This window comes from Kribbella qitaiheensis, assembly GCF_014217565.1.
Lineage (GTDB): Bacteria > Actinomycetota > Actinomycetes > Propionibacteriales > Kribbellaceae > Kribbella > Kribbella qitaiheensis_A.
In genome coordinates, this window is sequence record NZ_CP043661.1 from 7,660,490 (window position 1) to 7,683,587 (window position 23,098).

Annotated in this window: 22 protein-coding genes and 1 riboswitch; of the genes, 20 read left to right on the top strand and 2 right to left on the bottom strand. The window is 68.7% G+C overall.

Going from position 1 to position 23,098, the window contains the following annotated elements; all coding sequences use genetic code 11:
* The first annotated feature begins 6 nt into the window (after positions 1-6).
* The 11 genes from F1D05_RS36265 to F1D05_RS36310 all read left to right on the top strand — a co-directional run bounded on the left by F1D05_RS36265 (position 7) and on the right by F1D05_RS36310 (position 12,933).
* On the top strand, positions 7-1,596 hold the full coding sequence (locus F1D05_RS36265; protein WP_185444752.1) for an HNH endonuclease signature motif containing protein: 1,590 nt from the start codon (positions 7-9) through the stop codon (positions 1,594-1,596).
* 132 nt (positions 1,597-1,728) lie between these two features.
* Positions 1,729-1,866: riboswitch (cobalamin riboswitch) on the top strand.
* A 313-nt stretch (positions 1,867-2,179) separates the two neighbouring features.
* Positions 2,180-3,706 carry an ATP-binding protein gene (locus F1D05_RS43335; protein WP_246486260.1) on the top strand — a complete coding sequence of 509 codons (1,527 nt, stop codon included), beginning with the start codon at positions 2,180-2,182 and terminating at the stop codon, positions 3,704-3,706.
* Between the two features lie 103 nt (positions 3,707-3,809).
* Positions 3,810-4,325 (top strand): VWA domain-containing protein, encoded by a 516-nt coding sequence (locus F1D05_RS41605; protein WP_246486261.1) that lies wholly within the window; start codon positions 3,810-3,812, stop codon positions 4,323-4,325.
* Positions 4,325-4,939, top strand: coding sequence for a cob(I)yrinic acid a,c-diamide adenosyltransferase (gene cobO, locus F1D05_RS36275; RefSeq protein WP_185444753.1), 615 nt, complete (start codon positions 4,325-4,327; stop codon positions 4,937-4,939). Before F1D05_RS41605 ends, cobO begins: the two co-directional genes overlap by 1 nt.
* Positions 4,940-5,050: 111 nt before the next feature.
* The gene (locus F1D05_RS36280) at positions 5,051-6,409 is read left to right on the top strand and encodes a cobyrinate a,c-diamide synthase (protein WP_206685978.1); all 1,359 of its coding nucleotides are present in this window, start codon (positions 5,051-5,053) and stop codon (positions 6,407-6,409) included.
* Complete coding sequence (gene bluB, locus F1D05_RS36285) at positions 6,406-7,842, top strand: 5,6-dimethylbenzimidazole synthase (RefSeq protein ID WP_185444755.1); 1,437 nt, start codon at positions 6,406-6,408, stop codon at positions 7,840-7,842. Before F1D05_RS36280 ends, bluB begins: the two co-directional genes overlap by 4 nt.
* 26 nt (positions 7,843-7,868) lie before the next feature.
* Entirely contained in the window at positions 7,869-8,453 is a 585-nt protein-coding gene (locus tag F1D05_RS36290; protein ID WP_185444756.1) for a hypothetical protein, read from the top strand.
* A 226-nt stretch (positions 8,454-8,679) separates the two neighbouring features.
* Positions 8,680-9,753 carry a LolA family protein gene (locus F1D05_RS36295; RefSeq protein WP_246486262.1) on the top strand — a complete coding sequence of 358 codons (1,074 nt, stop codon included), beginning with the start codon at positions 8,680-8,682 and terminating at the stop codon, positions 9,751-9,753.
* Positions 9,754-9,959: 206 nt separating this feature from the next.
* Positions 9,960-10,838, top strand: coding sequence for an ABC transporter ATP-binding protein (locus F1D05_RS36300; RefSeq protein WP_246486263.1), 879 nt, complete (start codon positions 9,960-9,962; stop codon positions 10,836-10,838).
* Positions 10,839-11,168: 330 nt separating this feature from the next.
* Complete coding sequence (locus F1D05_RS36305) at positions 11,169-12,032, top strand: ABC transporter permease (protein WP_185444757.1); 864 nt, start codon at positions 11,169-11,171, stop codon at positions 12,030-12,032.
* Between the two features lie 10 nt (positions 12,033-12,042).
* Positions 12,043-12,933, top strand: coding sequence for a putative RNA methyltransferase (locus F1D05_RS36310; protein WP_185444758.1), 891 nt, complete (start codon positions 12,043-12,045; stop codon positions 12,931-12,933).
* 161 nt (positions 12,934-13,094) lie between these two features.
* Here F1D05_RS36310 and F1D05_RS36315 read toward each other — a convergent pair whose 3' ends face one another.
* Positions 13,095-13,760, bottom strand: a complete 666-nt coding sequence (locus tag F1D05_RS36315) for an FMN-dependent NADH-azoreductase (RefSeq protein WP_185444759.1) — start codon at positions 13,758-13,760, stop codon at positions 13,095-13,097.
* A 125-nt stretch (positions 13,761-13,885) separates the two neighbouring features.
* On the opposite strand from F1D05_RS36315, the gene F1D05_RS36320 reads away from it, so the two are divergent.
* Entirely contained in the window at positions 13,886-14,416 is a 531-nt protein-coding gene (locus tag F1D05_RS36320) for a MarR family winged helix-turn-helix transcriptional regulator (RefSeq protein WP_185444760.1), read from the top strand.
* An 11-nt stretch (positions 14,417-14,427) separates the two neighbouring features.
* Here F1D05_RS36320 and F1D05_RS42675 read toward each other — a convergent pair whose 3' ends face one another.
* Positions 14,428-16,350 (bottom strand): response regulator, encoded by a 1,923-nt coding sequence (locus F1D05_RS42675; RefSeq protein WP_343066551.1) that lies wholly within the window; start codon positions 16,348-16,350, stop codon positions 14,428-14,430.
* Between the two features lie 361 nt (positions 16,351-16,711).
* Here F1D05_RS42675 and F1D05_RS36335 point away from each other — a divergent pair, with 361 nt between their 5' ends.
* Genes F1D05_RS36335 through F1D05_RS36370 form a run of 8 tightly spaced genes read left to right on the top strand, consistent with a single transcriptional unit; the run spans position 16,712 to position 23,094 of the window.
* Entirely contained in the window at positions 16,712-17,740 is a 1,029-nt protein-coding gene (locus F1D05_RS36335) for an ABC transporter substrate-binding protein (protein WP_185444761.1), read from the top strand.
* Position 17,741: 1 nt separating this feature from the next.
* A complete protein-coding gene (locus tag F1D05_RS36340; protein ID WP_185444762.1) occupies positions 17,742-18,542 on the top strand; it encodes an ABC transporter ATP-binding protein in 801 nt (266 codons plus the stop codon).
* The gene (locus F1D05_RS36345; RefSeq protein ID WP_185444763.1) at positions 18,539-19,318 is read left to right on the top strand and encodes an ABC transporter permease; all 780 of its coding nucleotides are present in this window, start codon (positions 18,539-18,541) and stop codon (positions 19,316-19,318) included. The genes F1D05_RS36340 and F1D05_RS36345 overlap by 4 nt, the downstream gene beginning before the upstream one ends.
* A complete protein-coding gene (locus tag F1D05_RS36350; protein ID WP_185444764.1) occupies positions 19,315-20,403 on the top strand; it encodes an Ldh family oxidoreductase in 1,089 nt (362 codons plus the stop codon). Before F1D05_RS36345 ends, F1D05_RS36350 begins: the two co-directional genes overlap by 4 nt.
* Positions 20,403-20,798: a RidA family protein gene (locus F1D05_RS36355; RefSeq protein ID WP_185444765.1), complete on the top strand. Its 396-nt coding sequence runs from the start codon at positions 20,403-20,405 to the stop codon at positions 20,796-20,798. The genes F1D05_RS36350 and F1D05_RS36355 overlap by 1 nt, the downstream gene beginning before the upstream one ends.
* A gap of 33 nt (positions 20,799-20,831) precedes the next feature.
* Positions 20,832-21,680, top strand: a complete 849-nt coding sequence (locus tag F1D05_RS36360; RefSeq protein WP_185444766.1) for a fumarylacetoacetate hydrolase family protein — start codon at positions 20,832-20,834, stop codon at positions 21,678-21,680.
* Positions 21,677-22,375 carry a GntR family transcriptional regulator gene (locus F1D05_RS36365; protein ID WP_185444767.1) on the top strand — a complete coding sequence of 233 codons (699 nt, stop codon included), beginning with the start codon at positions 21,677-21,679 and terminating at the stop codon, positions 22,373-22,375. The genes F1D05_RS36360 and F1D05_RS36365 overlap by 4 nt, the downstream gene beginning before the upstream one ends.
* On the top strand, positions 22,372-23,094 hold the full coding sequence (locus F1D05_RS36370) for an SDR family NAD(P)-dependent oxidoreductase (RefSeq protein WP_185444768.1): 723 nt from the start codon (positions 22,372-22,374) through the stop codon (positions 23,092-23,094). The genes F1D05_RS36365 and F1D05_RS36370 overlap by 4 nt, the downstream gene beginning before the upstream one ends.
* Positions 23,095-23,098 lie beyond the last annotated feature (4 nt).

Genomic DNA, 23,098 nt, shown 5'->3' on the forward strand with positions numbered 1-23,098 from the left:
GCTAGCATGTTCGATAGTCCTGTGGAGATGGTGGACGCGTTGACCTCGGTGGTCGGCGCGGACGCTGCTGTGCTGGACGCGGACGAGTTGCTGGGTCAGTTGTCCATGATCTCGCAGTTGGAGTCGGTGCTGGCTGCCCGGAAGGCCGAGCGGATGGTCGGGCTGCATCACGTGTTGGCGGGGACGTCGGCTGATCTGGGTCATGAGTCGCCGCGGCCCGGGGATCGGGCGGCGGGTCCGGCGGAGCGGCGTTGGTCGGGTGATGTGTTGCGGTCGGTGTCGGACGAGATCGGGCTGGTGCTGGGCGCTCACCGCCGGACGGCGGCGCGGTGGCTGAACCGGGCGGCTGTTCTGGTCGAGCGGTTCCCCACCACCCTCGCGCTGCTGCGCGCCGGCGGGTTGCCGGCGGCCGCAGCGCAGCACATCGCCCACGAACTGGCAGTCATTGCCGACGGCGATCTCCGCGCCGGCGTCGAGAAGGTCGTGCTCGCGTGGGGTCAACGCTATGGCTGGGCGCGGATCAAGCAGATCGCACACCGCGAAGCGGCCAAAGTGCTCGCGGAGTACGAGTCGCTGCTGCATGCGCAGCGGCAGCTGGAACGCACCACCTACACGGTGTCCCACGATGGCGGGATGGCCGATCTGGTGGTGTCGACCTCGGCGATCGACATCACCGCCATCATGGCGGCCCTGACCGCGCGTTGTATCGAGCTGCAACGCCAAGGCGATCCCCGCACCCTGGACCAGCTCCGCACCGACCTGGCCGTTGCCCGCCTCCTCGGCCATGACCAAGCCACCGCGGCCCCCGGCGCCGCTGCGGGTGAGGCACCGAACCACCCCGGCCCCTCCACAGCCCACCCCGACCACACCAACAGCGCCCACCCGGGTTCTGAGCCCGCGTCCGGGGACGCCGCGAATGATCGAGGTGCGACCGCCGGCCGAGTTGCTGACGCGGAGACCGCACCGAGTACAGCCTCGGCTGCGGCGCCAGGTGCGCCAGGTGCGGCAGGTGCGGCAGGTACGGCGCCGGGTGCGCCGGGTGTTGCGGCGGGTGTGGCGCCGGGTGCGCCGGGTGTGGCTGGTGCGGTTGGGGTGTTGCCGGAATCGGGGTTGAACCCGGCGGTCGGGGTCCAGGTGGTGATCCACTGCACCTACGCCGAGGCCGAAGCACTCGCCACCGGCGCGGTCTGCACCGGCGGCGAACTCGAAGGCTACGGAACCCTGCCCCAAGACGCCCTCGCGATGGCCTTCACCCGGGCCAAGTTCAGATACAGGTTGACCGACCGGTCCCCGAAGTCCGATCCCGCCCGGTACACACCGAGTCCGGGACTGGACCAGCACGTCCGCGACCGGGACCGGCGCTGCCGGTTCCCCGGCTGCAACGCACGCGTCAAATACTGCGACCTCGACCACCGCGTCCCGTTCCCGAAAGGCCTGACCGACGCCGACAACCTCGAGGCCTTCTGCCGCCAACACCATCGCCTCAAGCACCACGGCAACTGGCAGATCTTCACCACCGACACCGGATCACTGATCTGGATCAGCCCCACCGACCGCGCCTACATCGACCCACCAGCCATACCCCACGCCGCCTGACTTCACCGCACGCCCTCGCATCTTGACGCGCCCTGCACCCACCCTCCCCTTCACCGGTAGAGCGTCGTCCTGCCGGCTTGGTCACAGGCGGTTGCTGGTGAGGTTCGTCTCCGGAGGGTGGGGCGCGCTGGGTGGTGTGGAATGATCGCCGGGACGGTTGGAGAGGAACACCGGTGACGGCCCTGAGGGGCTTAAGTCCGGGGCGGTCCCGCCACTGTGACCGGGTGAGTACCCGGAAGCCAGGACATCTCCCGTCGTCCACCAGGGAGCGCTCTCCGCGTTCCCGGTGAGCCAGGTGCCAAGGCGGGCGTGGATACCCGCAGGACGAAGGGAACCACCGCCCATGCGGCCAGCTCCACCCACCTCACAACCCACCCCCAGCTCTCACCCGGGTTCCGACCCCGCCCCCGTCTCTCACGCCGCCCCGGGTTCTAGCCCCGCCCCGGGCTCTAGCCCCGCCCCGGGCTCTAGCCCCGCCCCGGGCTCTAGCCCCGCCTCCAACTCCCACCCCGCGCCGAACTCCCACCCCGCGCCGGGTCCGCACCCGGCCCCGCTGGCCCCGGGCGCTTCGCACCGTGGGGTGTTGTCGGATGGCTTTCCGTTCACCGCGGTCGTCGGGATGGAGGGGCTGCAGCTCGCGCTGATCCTCGCCGCGGTGTCGCCGGCGATCGGTGGGGTGCTGATCCGCGGCGAGAAGGGGACGGCGAAGTCGACCGCGGTCCGGGCGCTCACCGAGATCCTGCCCGCCGTCGAGGTGGTGACGGGCTGCCGCTTCTCCTGCGACCCGGACCACCCGGCTGCCGACTGTCCCGACGGCCCGCACCAGGTCGGCCCCCACGAGCTCAGCGTCGAGATCGGCCTCGAGAACGGCGGAGAGCGCTCCCTGCGTCCCGCCCGCCTGGTCGAGCTTCCGGTGGGAGCGACGGAGGACCGCGTACTCGGCTCCCTGCATCTCGAGCGAGCGCTCTCCGAAGGCGTCACGGCGTACGAGCCGGGGCTGCTCGCCGCCGCGCACCGCGGACTCCTGTATGTCGACGAGGTCAACCTGCTGCACGACCACCTGGTCGACGTACTCCTGGACGCGGCGGCGATGGGCCGCGCGACGGTCGAACGGGACGGCGTCTCCATCACCCACCCGGCGCGATTCGTCCTCGTCGGCACCATGAACCCCGAAGAAGGCGAGCTCCGCCCGCAGCTGCTCGACCGCTTCGGCCTGACCGTCGACGTCGTCGCGAGCCGCGACCCCGCCGTCCGCGTCGAGGTGATGCGCGCGCGGCTGACCTATGAGGCCGATCCGACCGCGTACGTCGCCCGGTTCGCCAACGCCCAGCGCGAACTCGCCGAGCGGATCGTCAAAGCACAGAGCCTGCTGACGGACGTGATCCTGACCGACGCCGCGCTCCGCCAGATCGCCGAGATCTGCGCGTCGTTCGACGTCGACGGGATGCGCGCAGACCTCGTGACCGCCCGTACTGCGGTCGCGCACGCCGCCTGGTCGGGGCGCACGGTGGTCGAGGTGGAGGACGTACGAGCCGCAGCCAAGCTCGCCCTGCCCCACCGCAAACGTCGCAACCCGTTCGACGCCCCCGGTCTCGACGACGAGCAGCTCGAGCAGGCGATCAACAACAGCACCCCACCCGAACCCGACCCGGACGACGACCCCGAAGGCGGCCCGAACGGCGGCCCCGAGGGCAGCCCGAGCGGTGGCCCGGACAACGGCCCGGGCAACGGCGGCCCAGATGGCGGCCCGGATGATCGAGGCCCCGGAGGGCAAGGCGCCCGATGCCGCGGCGTCCGAGGACGATCCGTCGGCTCTCGACGCGGACCAGGTCTCCGAGCGCGACGCGACGACCCCGCCGAACGCGACGCCCAAGGCGGGCCAGGCCGGACCGACCCCGACCGGTCAGGTCGAGGCAAGCTCCGAGCCCTACAAGGCTCGCCTCCTGAGCGTCCAAGCCGCAGGCGCCGGCGTGGCCGGTCGCCGCTCCCGCGCGATCACCGAAGTCGGCCGCGTTGTCGGCGACCGAGCAAGAGTCGGTCGCGAACCAGGCCGCCCGCACCTGCTCGCCACGATCCGCTCAGCAGCACCCCACCAACACGCCCGTGGTAGGTCAGGCCCCGGCCTCACCGTCCGCGGCAACGACATCCGCCTGGCCGTCCGCGAAGGACGCGAGGGCAACCTCGTCCTCTTCTGCGTCGACGCCTCCGGCTCGATGGGCACGAAGAGGCGGATGGGCGAGGTGAAGACCGCGATCGTCTCTCTCCTCCTCGACGCCTACCAGCGACGCGACAAGGTCGGCCTGGTCACCTTCTCCGGTGCCGCCGCCACGGTCGCCCTGCCGCCGACCGGCAGCGTCGAGACCGCAGTACGGCGGCTGGAATCCCTTCCGACCGGTGGTCGCACCCCGCTCGCCGAAGGGCTTCTGCAGGCAGCCGACGTACTACGAATCGCCGCGATTCGGGATCCGCGGCGCCGGCCGTTGCTGGTGCTGGTCACGGACGGCCGCGCCACGCAAGGTGAGAAGGCGTTCGCGAGAGCGAAGCAGGCAGCCGGTTGGCTGGCGATGCAAGGGATCGCGAGCGTCGTGGTGGACTGCGAACCGCGTCGCGGCGTACGGCTCGGACTGGCCGCCGAGCTGGCGACCGACCTCGGCGCGGAGTACCTGGATCTGGGTGAAGTTGCTGCGGGCAACCTTGTTCGCGCCGTCACGGATCGGAGCGCCGCCTGATGCCACAAGGACAACCGAGCGTCGTACCGAAGGACGGTCTGACCACCCGGCAGCGCCGGAACCGGCCATTGCTGATGGTGCACACCGGTGAGATGAAGGGGAAGTCGACCGCGGCGTTCGGGATGGCGCTGCGCGGCTGGAACCAGGGCTGGAACATCGGCGTCTTCCAGTTCGTCAAGAGCGCGAAGTGGAAGGTCGGCGAGGAAGAGGCGTTCAAGGCGCTCGGACAGTTGCACGAGGCAACGGGTCAGGGCGGCCCGGTCGAGTGGCACAAGATGGGCGAGGGCTGGAGCTGGTCGCGCAAGGCCGGTACCGAGGAGGACCATGCCGCCGACGCGCTCGAAGGCTGGCGTGAGATCCAGCGCCGGATCGAGGCCGAGACGCACGATCTCTATGTGCTGGACGAGTTCACCTACCCGATGAAGTGGGGCTGGGTGGACGTCGACGAGGTGGTCGAGACGCTGACCAAGCGGCCGGGTCACCAGTACGTGGTGATCACCGGCCGCAACGCCGACCAGCGCCTGATCGACGCGGCCGACCTGGTCACCGAGATGACCAAACTCAAACACCCGATGGACACCGGCCAGAAAGGCCAGAAGGGCATCGAGTGGTGAGCCCGCAATCAGCTGGTCCACGGCAACCAGTGCGGGACGGTGGCCGGTGGTGAGCACGCAGTCACTCGGTCCGCGGGCGCTTTGGGTTGAGTGCGAGGTGGGTGGGCCGTGGTGAGCATCCCGCGGGTTGTTGTTGCTGCGCCTTCGTCGGGGGCGGGGAAGACGACGGTCGCGGTTGGGTTGATGGCTGCCCTGCGGCTTGCCGGTCATCGGGTTGCTGGGTTCAAGGTCGGGCCGGACTACATCGACCCCGGGTTCCACGCGGTCGCGACCGGTCGGCCGGGCCGCAACCTCGACCCGATGCTGTCCGGCGAGGAACGGGTCGCCCCACTGTTCGCCCACGGCGCCGCCGGTGCGGATCTCGCCGTCGTCGAAGGCGTGATGGGCCTCTACGACGGCGCGCTCGGCACCGAGGGATACGCCTCCACCGCACACGTCTCCAAGTTGCTCAGGGCACCGATCGTGCTCGTGGTCGACGCCTCCGCGGCCGGCCGCAGCGTCGGCGCGGTCGTCGCCGGATTCGTCTCCTTCGACACCGGCGTCCGGATCGTCGGCGTGATCCTCAACAAGGTCGGCTCGGACCGCCACGAGGCCGAGGTCCGTGCCGGCGTCGCGCCCACCGGCGTACCGGTCCTCGGCGTACTCCGCCGAGACACCCGCCTGACCGTCCCCAGCCGCCATCTCGGCCTGATCCCCGCCGACGAACAACGCGAGCAGGCGGTCACCGCGGTGGAAGCCGCCGCCGAACTCGTACGGCAGGGCGTCGACCTGGAAGCCTTCGTGGCAGCCGCGAAGGCCGCGTCCGAGCTGGACGTCGAGGCCTGGGACCCGGCCGCCGAGGTCAGCCCGGCGGAGGAGGGCCGACCGGTGATCGCGATGGCGGGCGGCCCCGTGTTCTCCTTCCGATACACCGAGACCGCCGAACTGCTGACCGCCGCCGGTGCCGAGGTCGTCACCTTCGACCCGCTCCACGAGCCGTTGCCAGAGGCAACTTCAGCCCTGTACCTCGGCGGCGGATTCCCGGAGCTGCATGCCGAGGCACTCTCGGACAACGCCGAACTCCGCAAGCAGGTCGCGACCGAGATCGCCGCCGGACTGCCCGTCGTCGCGGAGTGCGCCGGCCTGCTCTACCTGTGCCGTGAACTCGACGGTCACCAGCTGACCGGCGTCCTGCCCGCGACGGCTCGTATGACGAGTCGCCTGACACTTGGCTACCGTACGGCGATCGCAGCGACCACGACGGCCATCTTCGACGAGGGGCGACGCGTTCGCGGGCACGAGTTCCACCGCACGACGGTCGAGTACGACAGCGACGTCGACAGCGCCTGGTATCTGCCCGGCGGCGTCCAGGAAGGTGTTGCCCGTCCGAAGATCCACGCGTCCTACCTGCACCTGCACTGGACGGCCACTCCGGACGTGCCTGCCAGGTTCGTGGCAGCCGCTCGCGTCTATGCGGGGTTGGAGAAATGAGTCTGCTGCTGGGGATCGGCCTACGCTCCGGTACGTCGTACCGCGAGCTCCGGGACCTCGTGGAGACCGCCTTAGCCGGTCTGGACCCGCGCGACGTCGTACAGGTGGTCACTGTCGACGGCAAGGAAGCAGAACCGGGGCTGCAGCGACTAGTGGCCTCACTGGGCGCCGAGTTGTTCACTGCACCCGCACTGGAGCTGTCCCAACAACCAGTACCGACGCCTAGCGAGCAGGTAGAGCGCCTAACCGGTACTCCGAGCGTCGCCGAGGCCGCCGTGATCCTGAGCGGCGCGGAACTTGTAGTACGCAAGCAGCGCTCGGCACGAGCCACAGTCGCCATCGGGAGACTGCCCGAGCCGACCGAGGATCACACAGCGGCGCCCGGGTATCCACTGGCTGAGCGGGAGACCGTGCATCGGGTGCTGGCCGAGCGGCGGGATGTACGCCGAGGATTCATCGACCAGCCGATCGCCGATGACGTCCTCACCCGTGTGCTCGAGTCGGCGCATCGGGCGCCGAGCGTGGGGCTGAGCCAGCCGTGGGATTTCGTCCTGATCCGAGACATCGCGACCCGGCGCAAGGTGCACGACCTTGCGACCGCTCAGCGGGATGCGTTCGCGGCGTCGCTGCCTGCTGACCGCCGGAGCAAGTTCGACGGACTGAAGATCGAGGCGATCCTCGACACTCCTTTGAACATCGCCGTGACCTGCGACCCCGGCCGAGGTGGCCGGCACGTACTGGGACGTCACGCAGACCCACGAACGACCTGGTTCTCGGCGGCGATCGCAATCCAGAACCTGTGGCTGGCTGCTCGCGCCGAAGGCCTCGGTGTCGGCTGGGTGTCGTTCTTCGAGCCCGGTGAGGTCGCCGCCGTACTGGATCTGCCCGCGCAGGTAGAGCTGGTCGGGTACCTGTGTGTTGGTCATGTAGAGGAGTTCGCCGCCGCGCCCGAGCTGGTGCGGAGCGGTTGGGCTGCCCGCCGACCGCTGTCCTGGGCCGTACACCAAGAGGCGTGGGGAAGACGTGGTCTGCCGGGTGAGCCGCCCTCGCAGGTGATCGTGCAAGACGCAGTACGGGCTGAGGGTGTAGCAAAGCATGTCGGTGCGCAGGTGGTGCACCTGGTTGTGGTTGATGCGGTGCAGCCGGAGTTGCTGGAGCGGCCGGAGGTTCTCGTAGTACAGGTGGGTGCGGAGAAGCCTGCTGCGGACTTCGGAGTGCTCTGGCGACCAGCGCGTTCAGCGGACGAGGCAGTGGAGCTCGGTGTCGAGGTGGCACGGGACCTGGTTCTGCAGGGCGTGGGGGAGATCCACGTAGAGGTAGTAGCCGACTCCGAGGTGTCGCAGAGCCTTGCGCGAGGCGTACGGCTGGGTGGGCTCGCTTGCGGCATCACATGCGTAGATGAGCCGGGCGGGGTGCGAGACTCCTCCGCATGACCGTCCCACCCCAAGGCCCAGCGCCTATGCATGTACCCGCGTTCTCGATGAAGCAGCGGATCACCTTGATGGCGAACAAGTACGAGCTGATCGCCACCAACCCGGATGGTTCTGATGGACCCCTGCTGGCGTTCGCGCAGCAGAAGCGGATGGCCTTCAAGGAAGAGGTCACCTTCTACACCGACGACACCAAGTCCCAGGTGGTGTTCTCGTTCAAGGCACGCAAGCGGCTCGACCTCGGCTCCGGGTACGACGTGTTCGACCCGCAGGGCCAGCCGATCGGCTGGTTCAAGAAGGAGTTCGGCAAGAGCCTGCTGCGGTCCAGCTGGCAGCTGGGCGGCGGAGAGGTGCAGTCCAACGGGACCGAGCGGAACGCGACCGTCGCGATCGTCCGGCGGCTCTGGGAGTTCGTCCCGGTCGCCGGCGACCTCCCGCTGCCGTTCATCTTCCACTTTGACTTCAAGGACCTCACCACCGGCGAACTGGTGCTGGCGGTGGAGCGCAAGGTGTCGGTCCGGGACCGCTACCGCGTCACCGCGCCGGATCCCCGCCTCGACTTCCGCGTCGCGGCCGCGATGACAGTCGCCCTGGACGCCCTCCAGAGCCGCTGAGGCTCCTCTAGAACCGCTGAGCCCTGCTGAGTTCGCACTGCCGTGGAACCGCTGATCTGGTGCTGAGATCTACCCGATCGGCGGTACCGCGGCTGCCTCGTACTGCGATCGTCGTACGCCGCGCTCCCTCTTTTGGGTGATTCGACCCTGACACCCCTTGGTTCGGGGTGGGCGCGGTGCGAGTCTTGTAGACATGGGAGCAACGCAGCGGAGTCGACGATGGTTGGTGCCGGTCACGGCAGTCGCGCTGGTGGCAGGCGTGGGGGCGCTGGGGCCGGTGGTCGCGGATGCCTCTCCGGATCTGCCTGGGATCACGGCGCAGGACCTGCTCGCCAAAGTGCAGACGGCCAAGGTCGACGGGCTGTCCGGCATGGTGACGTCCTCGACGGATCTCGGTCTGCCCGCGATTCCAGGGCTCGGCGGCGACAGCTCCAAGTTCACTGACCTGCTGACCGGCAAGCACACCGCCCGGGTCGCCTTCGCCGGTCCGGACAAGGCCCGGGTCTCGGTGATCGACGACATGGCCGAGCGGACGCTGACCACGGACGGTAAGACCGCCTGGGTGTACGACTCGTCCAAGCGTGAGGCCACCAAGCTGGCTCTGCCCGCGCACCCGGCAAAGCCCGAGGTCGCGCCGGAGAAGCAGACGTACGACCCGCAGGCCGTCGCCAAGCAGTTCCTGGGTGCCATCGACCCGTCCACCAAGGTGGAGGTCAGCGGCACCGAGAAAGTGGCCGGCCGCGACGCCTACAAGCTCCGCCTGGTCCCGAAGACCGACAAGACGACCGTGGGTTCGGTGACGCTGGCGATCGACTCGAAGACCTGGGTCCCGCTCCAGGTGACCGTGATGCCGCGGACCGGCAAGGACCCCGCGGTCCAGCTCGGCTTCTCGGCGGTGTCGTTCGACGTACCGGCGGCGAGCACGTTCGCCTTCACCCCGCCGAAGGGCGTCAAGGTGACCGAGGAGAAGCTCCCGGCCGCCCGCCACACCGAGCCGAAGGGCCTCCCGAAGCCCAACGGCACCAAGCCGGACACCGGTAAGTCCGATGCCGACAAGCCGACCGTGGTTGGTAAGGGCTGGGAGAGCGTCGTCGTACTGCGAGGCGCCAAGCTTCCCGCGGATGCCGGCCCGCTCGGCCAACTGCTGGCAAAGGCTCGCACGGTCCAGGGCACCTGGGGCTCCGGCAAGATCCTGACCACCAAGATGGTCAGCGCCCTGATCACAGACGACGGCCGCGTCTTCATCGGCCTCGTCTCACCCGACACCCTCCAGGCCGCCGCGGCCAAAGCTCCCCGCTGACAACCCGAAGCGATCCGGGGAGCGCTGACAAGGTGAGCACCGAACCACCACCAGCGCGCCCGGACCGGGGCGCTGGCGGCGCATCGGGCGCCGCTGTCGGTCCGCGCGCGAGCACCGCCGGCGTACCGGCCGTGACGGTTGAATCGGACGGGAGCGCGGCGCCGATTGTTACTCGGGGGCTGACGAAGCGGTTTCGGAGTGGGCAGGTGGCGGTGGATGCGGTTGATCTGGAGGTTCCGGCCGGAAGTATCTTCGGGTTTCTCGGGCCGAACGGGTCGGGGAAGACGACCACGATCCGGATGCTGCTCGGGTTGATCGCGCCTACCTCGGGTTCGGTCGAGCTGCTCGGCGAGCCGATGCCGAAGGGGCAACTGTCTGTGCTGCCGCGGGTCGGTGCGCTGGTCGAAGGACCGGCCTTCTATCCGTTCTGGACCGGGCAGGCGAACCTGCTGCGCTTCGATGCGGCCGACCGGACAGCCGACCCCCGGACCCGCAAGGCCCGGGCGGGGCACGCGCTTGAACGGGTCGGCCTGTCCAACGCAGCCGGTAAGAAGGTCCGCAACTACTCGCTCGGCATGCGGCAGAGGCTCGCGATCGCCGTCGCGCTGATGCAGCCGCGCGACCTGCTGGTGCTCGACGAGCCGACCAACGGTCTCGACCCGCAGGGCACCCGCGAGGTGCGTTCGCTGATTCGCGAACTGGCGAACGACGGCACCACCATCTTCACCTCCACCCACTTGCTGACCGAGGTCGAGCAGCTCTGCACCCACGCGGCGGTGATGAGCCGCGGCCGCCTGCTCCGGCAGTCCACGATGACCGAACTGCGCTCCGAGCTTCGGCCGCGCCTGGTCGTGCGGACACCGGATCTCCAGCAGGCCGAACAGACCCTGACCGGTCTGGGCGTCACCGACGTCAAGGTCGCCGAAGAGTTCGTGGACGGAGACCCAGGCGAACTCCCGATCGACAAGCTCGCAGCCGCCCTGGTCGCCGCCGACGTCCGGATCCACGGCTTCGGCCTCGAACGCCCAAGCCTCGAAGACGCCTTCGTCGCCCTGACCGGAGAAGGTTTCGATGTCGCCGAATAAGCCGTCGCTGAGCGTGGCCTCGCCCCAGGGACATCGGGTGGGTCTGGATGAGTGCGCACCATCGGCCACGACGTCCTTGACGACTGAAGTCGCAGTCCCACTCGCTGCCGCAGGCGCGATGGCAGCACTTGCGACGGCAGCGGCCTGGGGCGGTGCGGCCCGACCAATCGAGCGGTGGTCTCGCCCAGGCCGCGACCCGCGCCGCGCCGTACCGGACGATCAGGTCCGCCAGGTCGGCCGGCTGCTGGTGGTAGTCCCGGATCGTCCGGTCGAGGGCGGCGGTGGCGGCGGTAAAGCCGACGTCGAGGCAGCTTCGAAAGGTGAGAGTTGATGGCCGCGACCGAGGTTGTGGAACGAGCGCCCGTGGGGCGGCCGAGTGCGGGGCGGCACACTGTGGCGCTGTTCGCCTCGGAGCTGCATCTGGTTTTCGGGCGGGCCCGGACCTGGGTGCTGCTCGCCGTACTGGCGGCCGTTCCGATCCTGATCGGCGTGGCAATCAAGGTGTCCGGCTCGGATGGGGACGCCGAAGGGTTCCTCGGGCAGGTCGCCGGGAACGGGTTCTTCCTGGTGGTCGCGAGTCTGGCCCTGTCGTTGCCGTTCTTCCTGCCGACCGCGGTCACGGTCATCTCAGGGGAGTCGCTGGCCGGCGAAGCCAGCCTCGGCACGCTCCGCAACCTGATCACCGCGCCGGCCGGGCGATCACGCTTGCTCGCGGCCAAGATGGTCGCACTGGTCACGTTCTGCCTGGCCGCGACGATGACGATCTGGGTGTCCGGACTGATCGTCGGAGTCATACTCTTTCCGGTCGGCGACGTCGTCCTGCTTTCCGGTACGACGGTCTCGCTCGCCGACGGACTGCTTCGGGCCCTCGGCATCGCGCTGCTGATCGCGCTGTCCCTGCTCGGTCTCGCCGGGATCGGGCTGTTCGTGTCATCGTTGACGTCGACGCCACTGGCCGCGATGGCCGCCACGTTCTGCACGTTCATCGTGTTCGGCATCCTCGGCGCGATCCCGCAGATCCACGTGATCCACCCGTGGTTGCTGCTGTATGGCTGGACGTCGTTCGCCGACCTGCTCCGCGATCCGCCGTACTGGCACGAGATCGGCCGCAACCTGCTCATGCAAGGCGCCTACCTGGCCGTCTTCTACGCAGCGGCCTGGGCGCGCCTCACCAGCCGGGACGTCAACGGCTAACCTGCCTTCTGTGCGCCCGGACCTCGTCTCCCTGTTGCGTTGCCCGGTCTGCGCCGACGGCCTGGCCCTGGCAGCCCGTACGGCGGGTTGCGCGCGAGGTCATGCCTTCGACCTGGCCAAGCAGGGCTATCTCAACTTGTTGCCCTCCGCATCGACCGGCATCGAGGGCGACACGGCCGCCATGATCGAGGCCCGCGGCACCTTCCTCGCCGGCGGCCACTATGCGCCGATCCGCGACGCCCTGATCGCCCACACCCCACCCACAGCCACCCACTTCGCCGAAGTAGGAGCCGGTACGGCGTACTACCTCGCCGGCGTCATTGAGGCAGGTGCGGGGGAGGCCGGGAAGACGGTGGAGCCCGGGGAGGCGGCGGAGGCGGCGGAGGTTGGCAAGCGGGAGCGGGTGGGGGTTGCGTTGGATGTTTCGCGGTATGCGGCGCGGCGGGCGGCCAAGGTGGACGGGCGGATCGGGTCGGTGGTGTGTGACGCCTGGAAGGAGTTGCCGCTCCGGGACGGGGTCGTTGACGTAGTACTCGATGTCTTCGCGCCACGGAACGCGCCCGAGATGCGTCGCATACTCGCGCCCGGCGGGAAGCTGCTCGTGGTGACGCCCAACCAGGCACACCTCGCCGAGCTGATCGCGGTACTCGGGATGGTTCGCGTGGATGAGGACAAGGACCGCCGGCTGCGGGAATCGCTGGCGGGGGAGTTCGTCCAGACCGAGGCGACGGCCGTCGAGGTCGGGATGCGGCTGGATCACCGGTCGGTGGAGCAGTTGGTGGCGATGACGCCGAGTGCGCGGCACGTGCAGCCGGCTGAGCTCGCGGAGCGGATCGCCGTACTGGCTGATCCGGTGGAGGTAACGCTGTCGGTCACTGTGTCGGTCTGGCAGGCGAGCTGAGAGGTGTCCTGGTCGGGTGCCGACTCGAGTACGGCGCCCAGCAGGAACGCCTTAGCTCAACCAAGCATCAGGCAGGTAAAGCATCAGGCAGCTAAGGCAGGCAGGTAGGTAGGGCATCAGACAGGTAGTGCAGGTAGTGCAGGTCGTGCTGCCAGGGCAGATCAGGCAGCGGCGCCAGTGACCTCGCGGGCGACTACTGCGGCGTGCTTCTCGGCCTCGAGGTGGGCCTCCTCCTCAGAAACCTTGGACGCGTCGATCAATGACTCCATCCCCGGGGTGACCGGGGCCAGCGTCAGCTCGGCGACCGCCTTGCGGATGTTCATGTTGAACACCTCGCCGAAGATGCGCTCCAAGTACGGCGTCGCGTGGTCCCAGCCTTCCTTGGGTGCGCCGACGCTGTAACCACCGCCGCGAGCCAAGGTGAGGATGACCGGCTTGCCCCGAAGTACCTCGCCGGCCAGCAGTTCGCGGTCGACCATCAGCAGATCCATCCAGGTCTTCACGTGTTGGGAGATGCCGTAGTTGTACAGCGGGATCGCAAGCAGGACGGCGTCGGCGTCCCGGATCTCCTGGCTGAGTTCGGCGGCGAGTGCGGTCGCACTGGCCGCGTCCGCGTGGGTCGCGCTCTCGTCGGGGGCGAAACCGAAGGCCGCGCCGATGGCGGCGGGCCAGACGTCGCCCGGGATCGGGTGCCGGCCGAGGTCACGCCGGACGACGACGCCGTCCGGGTGTTCCGACCTCCAGGCCGCCTCGGCGCTGTCGGCGAGTGCCCGGCTGACGGATCCGTCGACCCGGATGCTGGCGTCGACGCGAAGAAGGGTGGTCATAGCTGACATCTCCAGAAGTTGTCGGGGACTGGCTCATATGAGCTGTCGTAAAGATAATCTGTCAAACAGAACATATTCAAGTCAGATCGTATTCCGAGTGGCGTAGACCACGTAGACTGGCTTTCGTGACCAGTTCTTCGCCGGAGTCGGATCTCCGGACCCGCCAGGCGCGCGGGACGTCGGTCGAGGCTGACCTCGGCTGGGCGCTCGGCGTCGTCTTCCGGCGGTATGCGAAGCGGTCCGGTGAGGCGCTGGCGGATGTCCCTGGCGGCCCGCGCGGCTACCAGGTGCTCGCGACCGCTGTCGGTTCAGGGCCGAAGCGTCAGCTTGATCTGGCCGCGCAACTCGGGGTCGACCGGACGGTGATGACGTATCTGCTGGACGATCTGGAGAAGGCCGGCGTGGTCGAACGGCAGCCCGACCCGACGGATCGGCGGGCCCGGCTGATCGTGGCGACCGAGCAGGGCAAGGAGACGCTCTGCGATCTCGAGAGTCGCCTGGGCGAGGCCGAGGAAGAGGTCCTCGGCAGCCTGGAGGACGGCGAGCGGATGATCTTTCGGACACTGCTCCAGCGCGTCGCGGTGAAGGCGGATGCCATCGACCCTTTGCACAACGCCTGCACCCTCGCCGAAGCGGACGACCCCACCCAGACCTAGCCCAGCCTGACTCAGTGCAGGGGCACGAAGCCTGACTCGTAGGCCAGGATGACGGCCTGCGTGCGATCGCGTGCCCCTAGCTTGGCGAGCGTGTTCGCGACGTGCGTCTTGATGGTCTGTACGCCGAGGATCAACTCCGCCGCGATCTCCGCGTTCGACAGCCCCTTCGCCATCAACCGGAGCACCTCCTGCTCGCGCTCGGTCAGCTGGTACCGCTCGAGCCCGGTCGGCTGGCTCTGCGTCGAGACGTGGGCAAGAGCGAGTGCCCGGATCGCCTCCGGGAACAGCAACGACTCGCTGCTCGCGACAGTCCGGATCGCGGCGATGATGTCGTCCGGGGGAGTCCGCTTCAGGAGGAAGCCCGAGGCGCCGGCGCGCAGCGCGTCGTACACGTAGTCGTCGTTCTCGAAAGTGGTGACGACCAGGACGCGTGGCGCAGGGTCGACGCCTTCGAGCAGCAGCCGGGTCGCCTGGATGCCGTCGACCGCTGGCATCCGTACGTCCATCAGTACGACGTCGGGCTGGGTTCGCCGGACGACGGAGAGAACCTCGGCGCCGTCGCCGGCCTCGCCGACAACGGTCAGGTCCGGCTCCGCGTCGATGATGGCGCGCAGGCCGCTGCGGATCAGCGGCTCGTCGTCAACCACGACCACCGATACGTCGTTCACTGTCGTCCCTTCGTCGTGACGGCGACCGGCAGCGTTACTGCCAGCCGCCAATGATCCCCGACCAGGCCCCGCTTCGACCGAGCCTCGTAGTACGGCGACCCTTTCACGGATACCGGCCAGCCCGGTGCCTCCGCCGCTGCGGTGTGGCTGGTTCGGGGTGGCGCTGACCGGGTTGGTCAGTTCGAGCCGCAGACCGTCGGCGCCGAGGCTTATCGACAATCCGATCTCGAGCTGGTCCGTCGGCCGGCCGGCGTGCCGGATCGCGTTGGTGAGGCCCTCCTGGACGATCCGGTAGGCCTCCCGGGAGACCGCAGCTGGGAGTTGCTCCAGTCGGCCCTGGCGCTGAACCGTCACGGTGATGCCGCCCGCGCGAGTCGATTCGACCAGCCGGGTGATGTCGCCGAGGGTCGCCTGGGGCGCCTTCTCCGAGCCCGGCCGGCGATCCTCGCGGAGCAGCCCGAGCACGTGGTCGAGATCGGCCAGCGCCGCCCGCGCCGAGGTCTCCATTGCCGCGAGGGCGTTCTCGGCGAAGGCGGGATCGGTGGCGAGTACCCGCCGGGCCGCGGCCGCCTGGATCGTGACCAGGCTGAGGGCGTGGCCGACGCTGTCGTGCAGCTCGCGGGCCAATCGGTTGCGCTCGGCAAGGGTCGCAGTCTGCTGTTCGAGCAGCTCGATCCGCTCGGCGGGAGTCGGCCCGAGGACCCGCGGAGCGGCGTACGCGAGCAGTGCACCGATTGCCGAGGACAACAAGAACAGGGCCAGCACCCCAGCGACGGCAGCCAGCGGCATCCAGTAGTCGGTCCAGCGGCCGCTGACCGGGTAGTCGACGTCTGGGATCAGCTCGTGCTGTCCCGGTGTCCGGAAAGGGGCCGCGAGCAACACGGCGCCGAGACCGAACACGACGGTGCTGAGGACGCCGACGAAGCCGCCCGCGAGCAGGTGCAGACAGAACCAGGTGGCGGTCCGTCGGCGCTGAGGCCAGTTGCGCGCGGAGCCGAGCGGCCGCTCGTCGAAGCGGACCCCGAGCAACGACTCGACGGCGATGCCCTCTACCTCGCGCACGGCGGGAAGGATGCCCAGCAGTACCGGCGGCACGACGATGAAGAGTGCGACGAGCACACCACCGGGCACCGCCGGCAGGTGCAGCCCGTTCAGCAGGGAGACCAGGGCGCTGTCGACCAGGAGGAAGGCCAGGACCAGCGCGGCGCCGAGCAGCAGATAGACCCATCGCAGATAGGTCGAGCCCCGGACCAGCACGTTCGCCACCCGGCAATCCTCCCAAATCCGGGTCCGGCCCGAATCCCTCTCCAGGGTGACTCGCAGTGAGAGCGATCTCATGACCCAGATCACAAAGTGAACGGGTTTACACAAATTTGTCCTGCCAGGGACACGAAGTACCCGATCGGGCGTCGCGATCTGCTGTCCGGACGGGTACGGTCTGTGGTCGGGGCGGGATGCCAGTCCGGTACGGACAGGTATGGGGAAACGGCTCCAGGACGGGCGGCAATCGGGTTCTGAGGGGACCCGGAACGGTGTACGTAAAGACACTGTGAAGTCCCCGGAGGGGCGATTGACCACCCTTCCATATTTGATGTTTGATCAAATATCGGAGAGGAGAAAGTCCAGGATGAGGTTCAGGCGCTCTGCCGCCGCCCTTGTGGCGGTACTCGCACTAGCTGTGGTGAGTGCGTGCAATAACGACAAAGCGGGCCAGAACGGGGACGCATCACTTCAGAAGATCACCTATCTGACGTCATTCAACACCTTCGGCCGCGAGGCCTACGCCTATGTCGCCCTCGAGAAGGGCTATTTCAAGGACGCCGGCTTCGACGTCACCATCAAGCCGGGTACCGGCACGGTCGACGTGCTGAAGCTGGTGGCGGGTGGCCAGGCGGACTACGGGATCGGTGACTTCACCGCGATCCTGATCACGATGGGCAAGCAGAAGATGCCGGTCACCACGGTCGGGATGATCCACCAGAAGTCGTTGGCGGCGATCGTCACCCTCGAAGGTGGCAGCATCAAGGGTCCGCAGGACCTGCCCGGCAAGAAGATCGGCGACCAGCCGGGCTCCACCAACACGGTGATGTTCCCGCTCTACGCCAAGGCCGCGAAGATCGCGAACTGGGAGACCACCAAATTCGTCCCGTCGCCGCCGGCATCGCTGCCGCAGCTGCTGTCGGCCGGGACGGTCGACGGGATCGGTCAGTTCGTCGTCGGCGTGCCGACGGTGGAGAACGCGGACAAGGTCAAGCACCGCAAGGCCGTCGTACTGCCGTACGGCGATGTGCTTCCGGACCTGTACGGCAACGCGATCATCACCCGGTCCGACCTGGCCAAGGAGCACCCGGACCAGGTGAAGAAGTTCACCAGTGCGCTGCTCAAGGGTCTGCAGGACACCATCGACGACCCCGACGGCGCGGCGAAGATCCTGCAGAAGTACGTGCCGGACCGCAAGGTCGAGGGTTCCGTCAAAGAGCTGAACCTGATGAGGCCCTACGTCAAGCCGGACGGCTTCAGCGGTGTGCTCGGCGCGGTGGAGGTTTCCCGCGTGCAGCAGATCATCAAGGACCTCGAGGACGCCGGGCAGATCACCCCGGCCGGTTCGGTGAATCCGTCCGACGTGGTCGACCGCGACCTGGCGCCGAAGGGCTGACATGATCCGGCTGGACGGTGTGGGCCAGGTCTTCGAGGGCCGCGGGGGAGAGATCCAGGCCCTCGAAGGGATCGACCTGCACGTCCAGGAGAACGAGTTCGTCACGTTGATCGGCCGGTCCGGGTGTGGCAAGTCCACCCTGCTCCGGCTGATCGCGGGACTGCTGCGGCCGACGTACGGCGGGGTCGAGGTGGCGGGGGAACCCGTCAAGGGGCCCCGCCGCGACGTCTCGTTCATGTTCCAGCGGCCCGCTCTGCTGCCCTGGCGCTCGGTGGTGTCGAACGTCCTGCTCCCGGTGGAGATCTCCGGCGGCAAGGACAAGAGCAAGGACAAGAAGACGTACCGGGACCGGGCGCACGAGTTGCTGGAGCTGGTCGGGCTGACCGGCTTCGAGCGCCGCCTCCCGCACGAGTTGTCCGGGGGGATGCAGCAGCGGGTGTCGTTGTGCCGCTCGCTGATCCGCGACCCCAAGGTGATGTTGATGGACGAGCCGTTCTCGGCGCTCGACGCGCTGACCAGGACGGAGCTGTCCGAGGAACTGCAACGGGTCCAGATGGAGCTGGCGACCACGATCGTATTCGTCACCCACTCGATCGAGGAGGCCGTCCTGCTCGCGGACCGGGTGGTCGTGCTGAGCCCGCGGCCCGGCCGGCTGCGCGAGATCGTCGAGATCGACATTCCCCGGCCCCGCAGTCTGGGCCAGGACGCGCACCTGACCGACGTGGCCCGGATCAGCGGCCACCTGCACGGCCTGCTGTCCGAGAAGGTGCCGCCCGCCGACGTGCCCGAGGGGCGCCGATGACGAAGCGATCCTGGCTGACCAGCTCCCGGTCGGCGGCGATCCTTCTTCCGGTGCTCGGACTGTTCGCCGCGATCGGGCTGTGGTGGCTGGCCGTCGTCGTGTTCGCGATCGAGCCGTTCCTGCTGCCGAGTCCGGGCGATGTGGTCACGTCCTTCCTCGACCAGCCCGGCTTCTTGCTGAAGCAGACCGGCGTCTCGTTCGTGGAGACGATCGGTGGCTTCTTCCTGGCGATCGCGACCGGGGTCCCGATCGCGCTGCTGATCGTCCGTTCGGTGCTGGTGGAACGGCTGCTCTATCCGCTGATGCTGGCGGTGAACGCGATCCCGAAGATCGCGATCGCGCCGCTGCTGGTGGTCTGGATGGGATTCGGCTCGTGGCCGAAGGCCGTGATGGTGCTGCTGGTCTGCTTCTTCCCGATCGTGATCTCGACCGCGACCGGGATGAAGTCGACCCCGGTCGAGTTGGTGGAGCTGCTCCGGTCGCTGAACGCGAGCAAGACCCAGGAGTTCTTCCGGCTGCGGATCATCTACGCATTGCCGCAGATCTTCACCGGGCTGAAGGTGGCCATCTCGCTGGCGGTGATCGGCTCGGTGATCGCCGAGTTCGTCGGTGCTACCGGCGGGCTGGGCTATGTGATCCAGAGTTCCGGCTCGAGTGCCGACACCGCGCTGGCCTTCGCCGGAATCACCTTGCTGAGCATCATGAGCATCGTTTTGTTCTACGCGCTGGTCGCGCTGGAGCACTACCTGTTGCCATGGGCGCGGGAGAACAGGTGACGACCCAGGCCCCGGACTCAGATCGGCAGGTGCTCGTCCGGCCCGCGTGGCTGGAGGCAACTGTCTCCGCCGTCTTCACCGCGCTCGGATTCGAGCCAGGTGACTCGGCGAAGATCGCCGCCGCCCTGGTCGAAGCGGATCTGCGCGGCGTCAGCTCGCACGGCGTGATGCTCGTTCCGATGTACGTCGAACGCCTGAACGCAGGCGGGGTCACCCGCGAGCGTGAGCTGGACGTGCTGCACGACGCCGGCGCGGCGTTGGTCGCGGATGCGCGCGGCGGGATGGGCCAGTTGTCCAGCCCGCAGGCGATGGGCCTGGCAGCCGAGCGAGCCGGCCGGTACGGGATCGGCCTGGTCTCGGTCCGGAACGCGCACCACTTCGGCGCGGCCAGCCGGTGGGCGATGCAGGCGGCCCGGGCCGGTCAGCTGGGCATCGCGATGTCGAACACCACCCCGTTGATGCCCGCCCCCGGCGGCGCCGAACGGCTGGTCGGCAACAACCCGCTGGCGATCGCCGTACCGACCGTGGGCGGACCGGAGATGGTGCTGGACATGGCGCTGTCGGCCGTTGCGCTGGGCAAGATCCGGCTGGCCTCCTCGGCCGGCCGGTCGATCCCGGACACCTGGGCGACGGACTCGCAGGGCTTGCCGACCACCGACCCGGAGGCCGCGGTACTGGGGATGTTGCTGCCTGCCGCCGGGCACAAGGGGTTCGGGCTGGCGTTGATGATCGACGTGCTGACCGGCGTACTGAGTGGTGGTGGCTGGGGCGACCAGGTGCGGCCGCTGTACAGGGAGCCGGAACGGCCGAACGACTGCGCGCACCTGTTCCTCGCGATCAACCCGGAGTTGCTGGGTGGGGTCGAGGGATTTCGGCAACGGTCCTCGGCCCTGGCGGCGCGGGTCCGGGCGAGTGCCACCGCGCCAGGGGTCGACCGGTTGCATCTGCCGGGAGAGATCGAAGCCGAGCGAGCCGAATACCAGCGGCGGCACGGCGTACTGATCGAGAAGTCGGGGCTGGACGGACTGCTCGCGACCGCCAACGCGGTCGGCGCGGTCGTACCGGCCGGAGGGGTGCTGAACTGATGCCGAAGACACAACTGACCAGTACTGCGTTGCGCAGCCCCAACGGGGTGTTCTCGCAGGCGACCACGATCGAGGCGACCGGGCGGCTGGTGTTCGTCTCCGGGATGACCGCGCGCCGGCCGGACGGCAGCATCGCCGGCGTCGGCGACGTCTCCGAGCAGACCCGGCAGGTCTGCGAGAACGTCCAGGCCGCCGTCCGCGAGGCCGGTGGGACCTTGGACGATGTCTGCCGGGTGGACGTGTACGTCCGCAACATGGAGGACTTCGCCAAGATCCACGAGGTCCGGGCGCGGTACTTCCACGAACCGTTGCCGGCTTCGACGATGGTCGAGGTCAGCAAGCTCGCGCACCCGGACTATCTGATCGAGATCAACGCGATCGCGGTGATCCCGTGACCGGTCGCGTGCGCGGCGTCGAGTGGGTCTGAGATGCGTTTCGTGACGGTGGAGCACGACGGGCGCGAGCGGCCCGGCGTACTGGATGGCGAAGACGTCATCCTGCTGCCTCATGCCGACCTGGTGGCGGTGATCGAGAACGGGCTTGGTGCCTTGGGCAACGAGCGGGTCGCGCTGGCGGACGTGCGGTTGCTGGCGCCGATCCGGCGGTTCCGGCGGGACATCCTCTGTACCGGCTGGAACTACTGGGACCACTTCGAGGAGAGCAAGGGCAAACGCGAGGGGCAGGACGTCGACCGGCCGGAACACCCGACGTTCTTCACGAAGGGTCCGGACGTGGTGATCGGCCCGTACGACGAGATCGCGTACGACCCGGCCGTCTCGGCGAAGTGGGACTACGAGGCGGAGCTCGCGCTGGTGATCGGCAAGACCGGCCGGAGCATTCCGGTCGCGGACGCGCTCGACCATGTCTGGGGCTACACCTTGGCCAACGACATCTCGCAGCGCGATCTGCAACGAGCGCACGGCGGCCAATGGCTGAAGGGCAAGAGCATCGATCAGACGATGCCGCTCGGGCCGTGGATCGTGAGCGCCGACGAGCTCGGTGATCCGCAGGACGTGCGGCTGCAGTGCCTGCTCAACGGCGAGATCATGCAGGACGCGTCGACCAAGCAGATGGCGTACGACGTGGCGACGCTGATCAGCGAGCTGTCGTTCGGGATGACGCTGCGACCGGGCGATCTGCTGCTCACCGGTACGCCGGCCGGGATCGGGAACGCCCGCGAACCGCAGGTGTTCCTGAAGGAGGGCGACGAAGTGATTACGCGCGCCGACCAGCTCGGCGAGCTGCGGAACACCCTTGCCTACCGGGAGCTCTCATGAGCAGCCCGATGGAGTTGCTACCCGGCGGTGGCCGAGGTGGCCGCCGTACGTTGGCCGAGACCGCCGCGGCCGAGCTTCACCAGCTGATCCTGTCCGGCGAACTTCCCAGCGGTACGCCGCTGCGCCTGGTCGAGCTGGCGAATCGGCTGGAGATGAGCCAGATGCCGGTCCGCGAAGGCCTTCGCCGGCTGGAAGCGCTCGGGCTGGTCGACATCATTCCGCACCGCGGCGCCTGGGTTCGCGAGTTGTCGCTGGAAGACCTGCGCGATACCCATGAGACCCGGCTCGCGCTCGAGAGCCTCGCAGTACGGGCGGCGGCTGAGCACTTTGGCGCGGAGGACGAGCAGCAGGCGACAGCCGCGCTGGCGGAGCATCTGCGGTTGTCGCGGAGTGAGGACTCGATCGGCGCCCGGCAGTCGCACGCGGACTTCCACTTCACCCTCTACCGGGCCGGTGGCTCGCAGTGGCTGGCGCGGGCGATCGAGCCGGTCTGGCAGAACAGCGAGCGGTACAGGTTCGGCAGCCGGCAGACCGCGGCGCAGATCGAGCGGAACCGGCAAGAGCACCAGGCGATCCTCGACGCCTGCGTCGCCCACGACTCGGACGCGGCCGAAGAAGCGCTCCGGACCCACCTGGCCGGCGCCGTACAGCGGATCACCGAGACGATGACCTCCCGGCAGAAGGGGACGTCATGAAGGTGAGCTTCGACGCGACCGGCGAGGTCGTGGTGGTCACCGGTGGCGCTAGCGGCATCGGCGCCGCGCTGGCCGCCGCGGTCGTCTCGTGCGGCGGGACGGCGGTCGTCTTCGACATCACGGCGCCAGAGAACTCGGCGGTCGAGTACGTCGAGGTAGATGTCTCTGATCGGGCTGCAGTGCTTGAAGCTGTGGCAGGAGTGATCGAGCGGCACGGCCGGATCGACGGGCTCGTGGCCGGCGCCGCGATCCAGCCCCGGGCCGCGGTGCTCGACATGGACCCCGCCGAGTGGACCCGGACGCTGCAGGTGAACCTGGACGGCGTCGTCTGGGTCTGCCAGGCGGTCGTTCCGCACCTGATCGAGCGGCGGGCCGGCTCGGTGATCGTGTTCACCTCGGGGATGGCTCCGACCGGGTTCCCCGGCGCCGCGGCGTACGCGTCCAGCAAGGCTGCCTTGGTCGCCTTCGCCAAGACGCTCGCCGCCGAGGTTGCCGAGCACCGGGTGCGGGTGAACGTGGTCGCGCCGGGCGTGATCGACACGGATCAGTTCCGTACTGCGAACCTCGGTGCGGACCGCGAGCACTGGCACGACACCATAGGCATCGGCGACCCCGAGGACGTGGTCGGCCCGCTGTTGTTCCTGCTGTCCGACGCGGCGGCGATGACCGGCTCCCAGCTCACCCGGGAACGGGCATTCGCCCGGCTCGAAGAGTTCTAGGAGA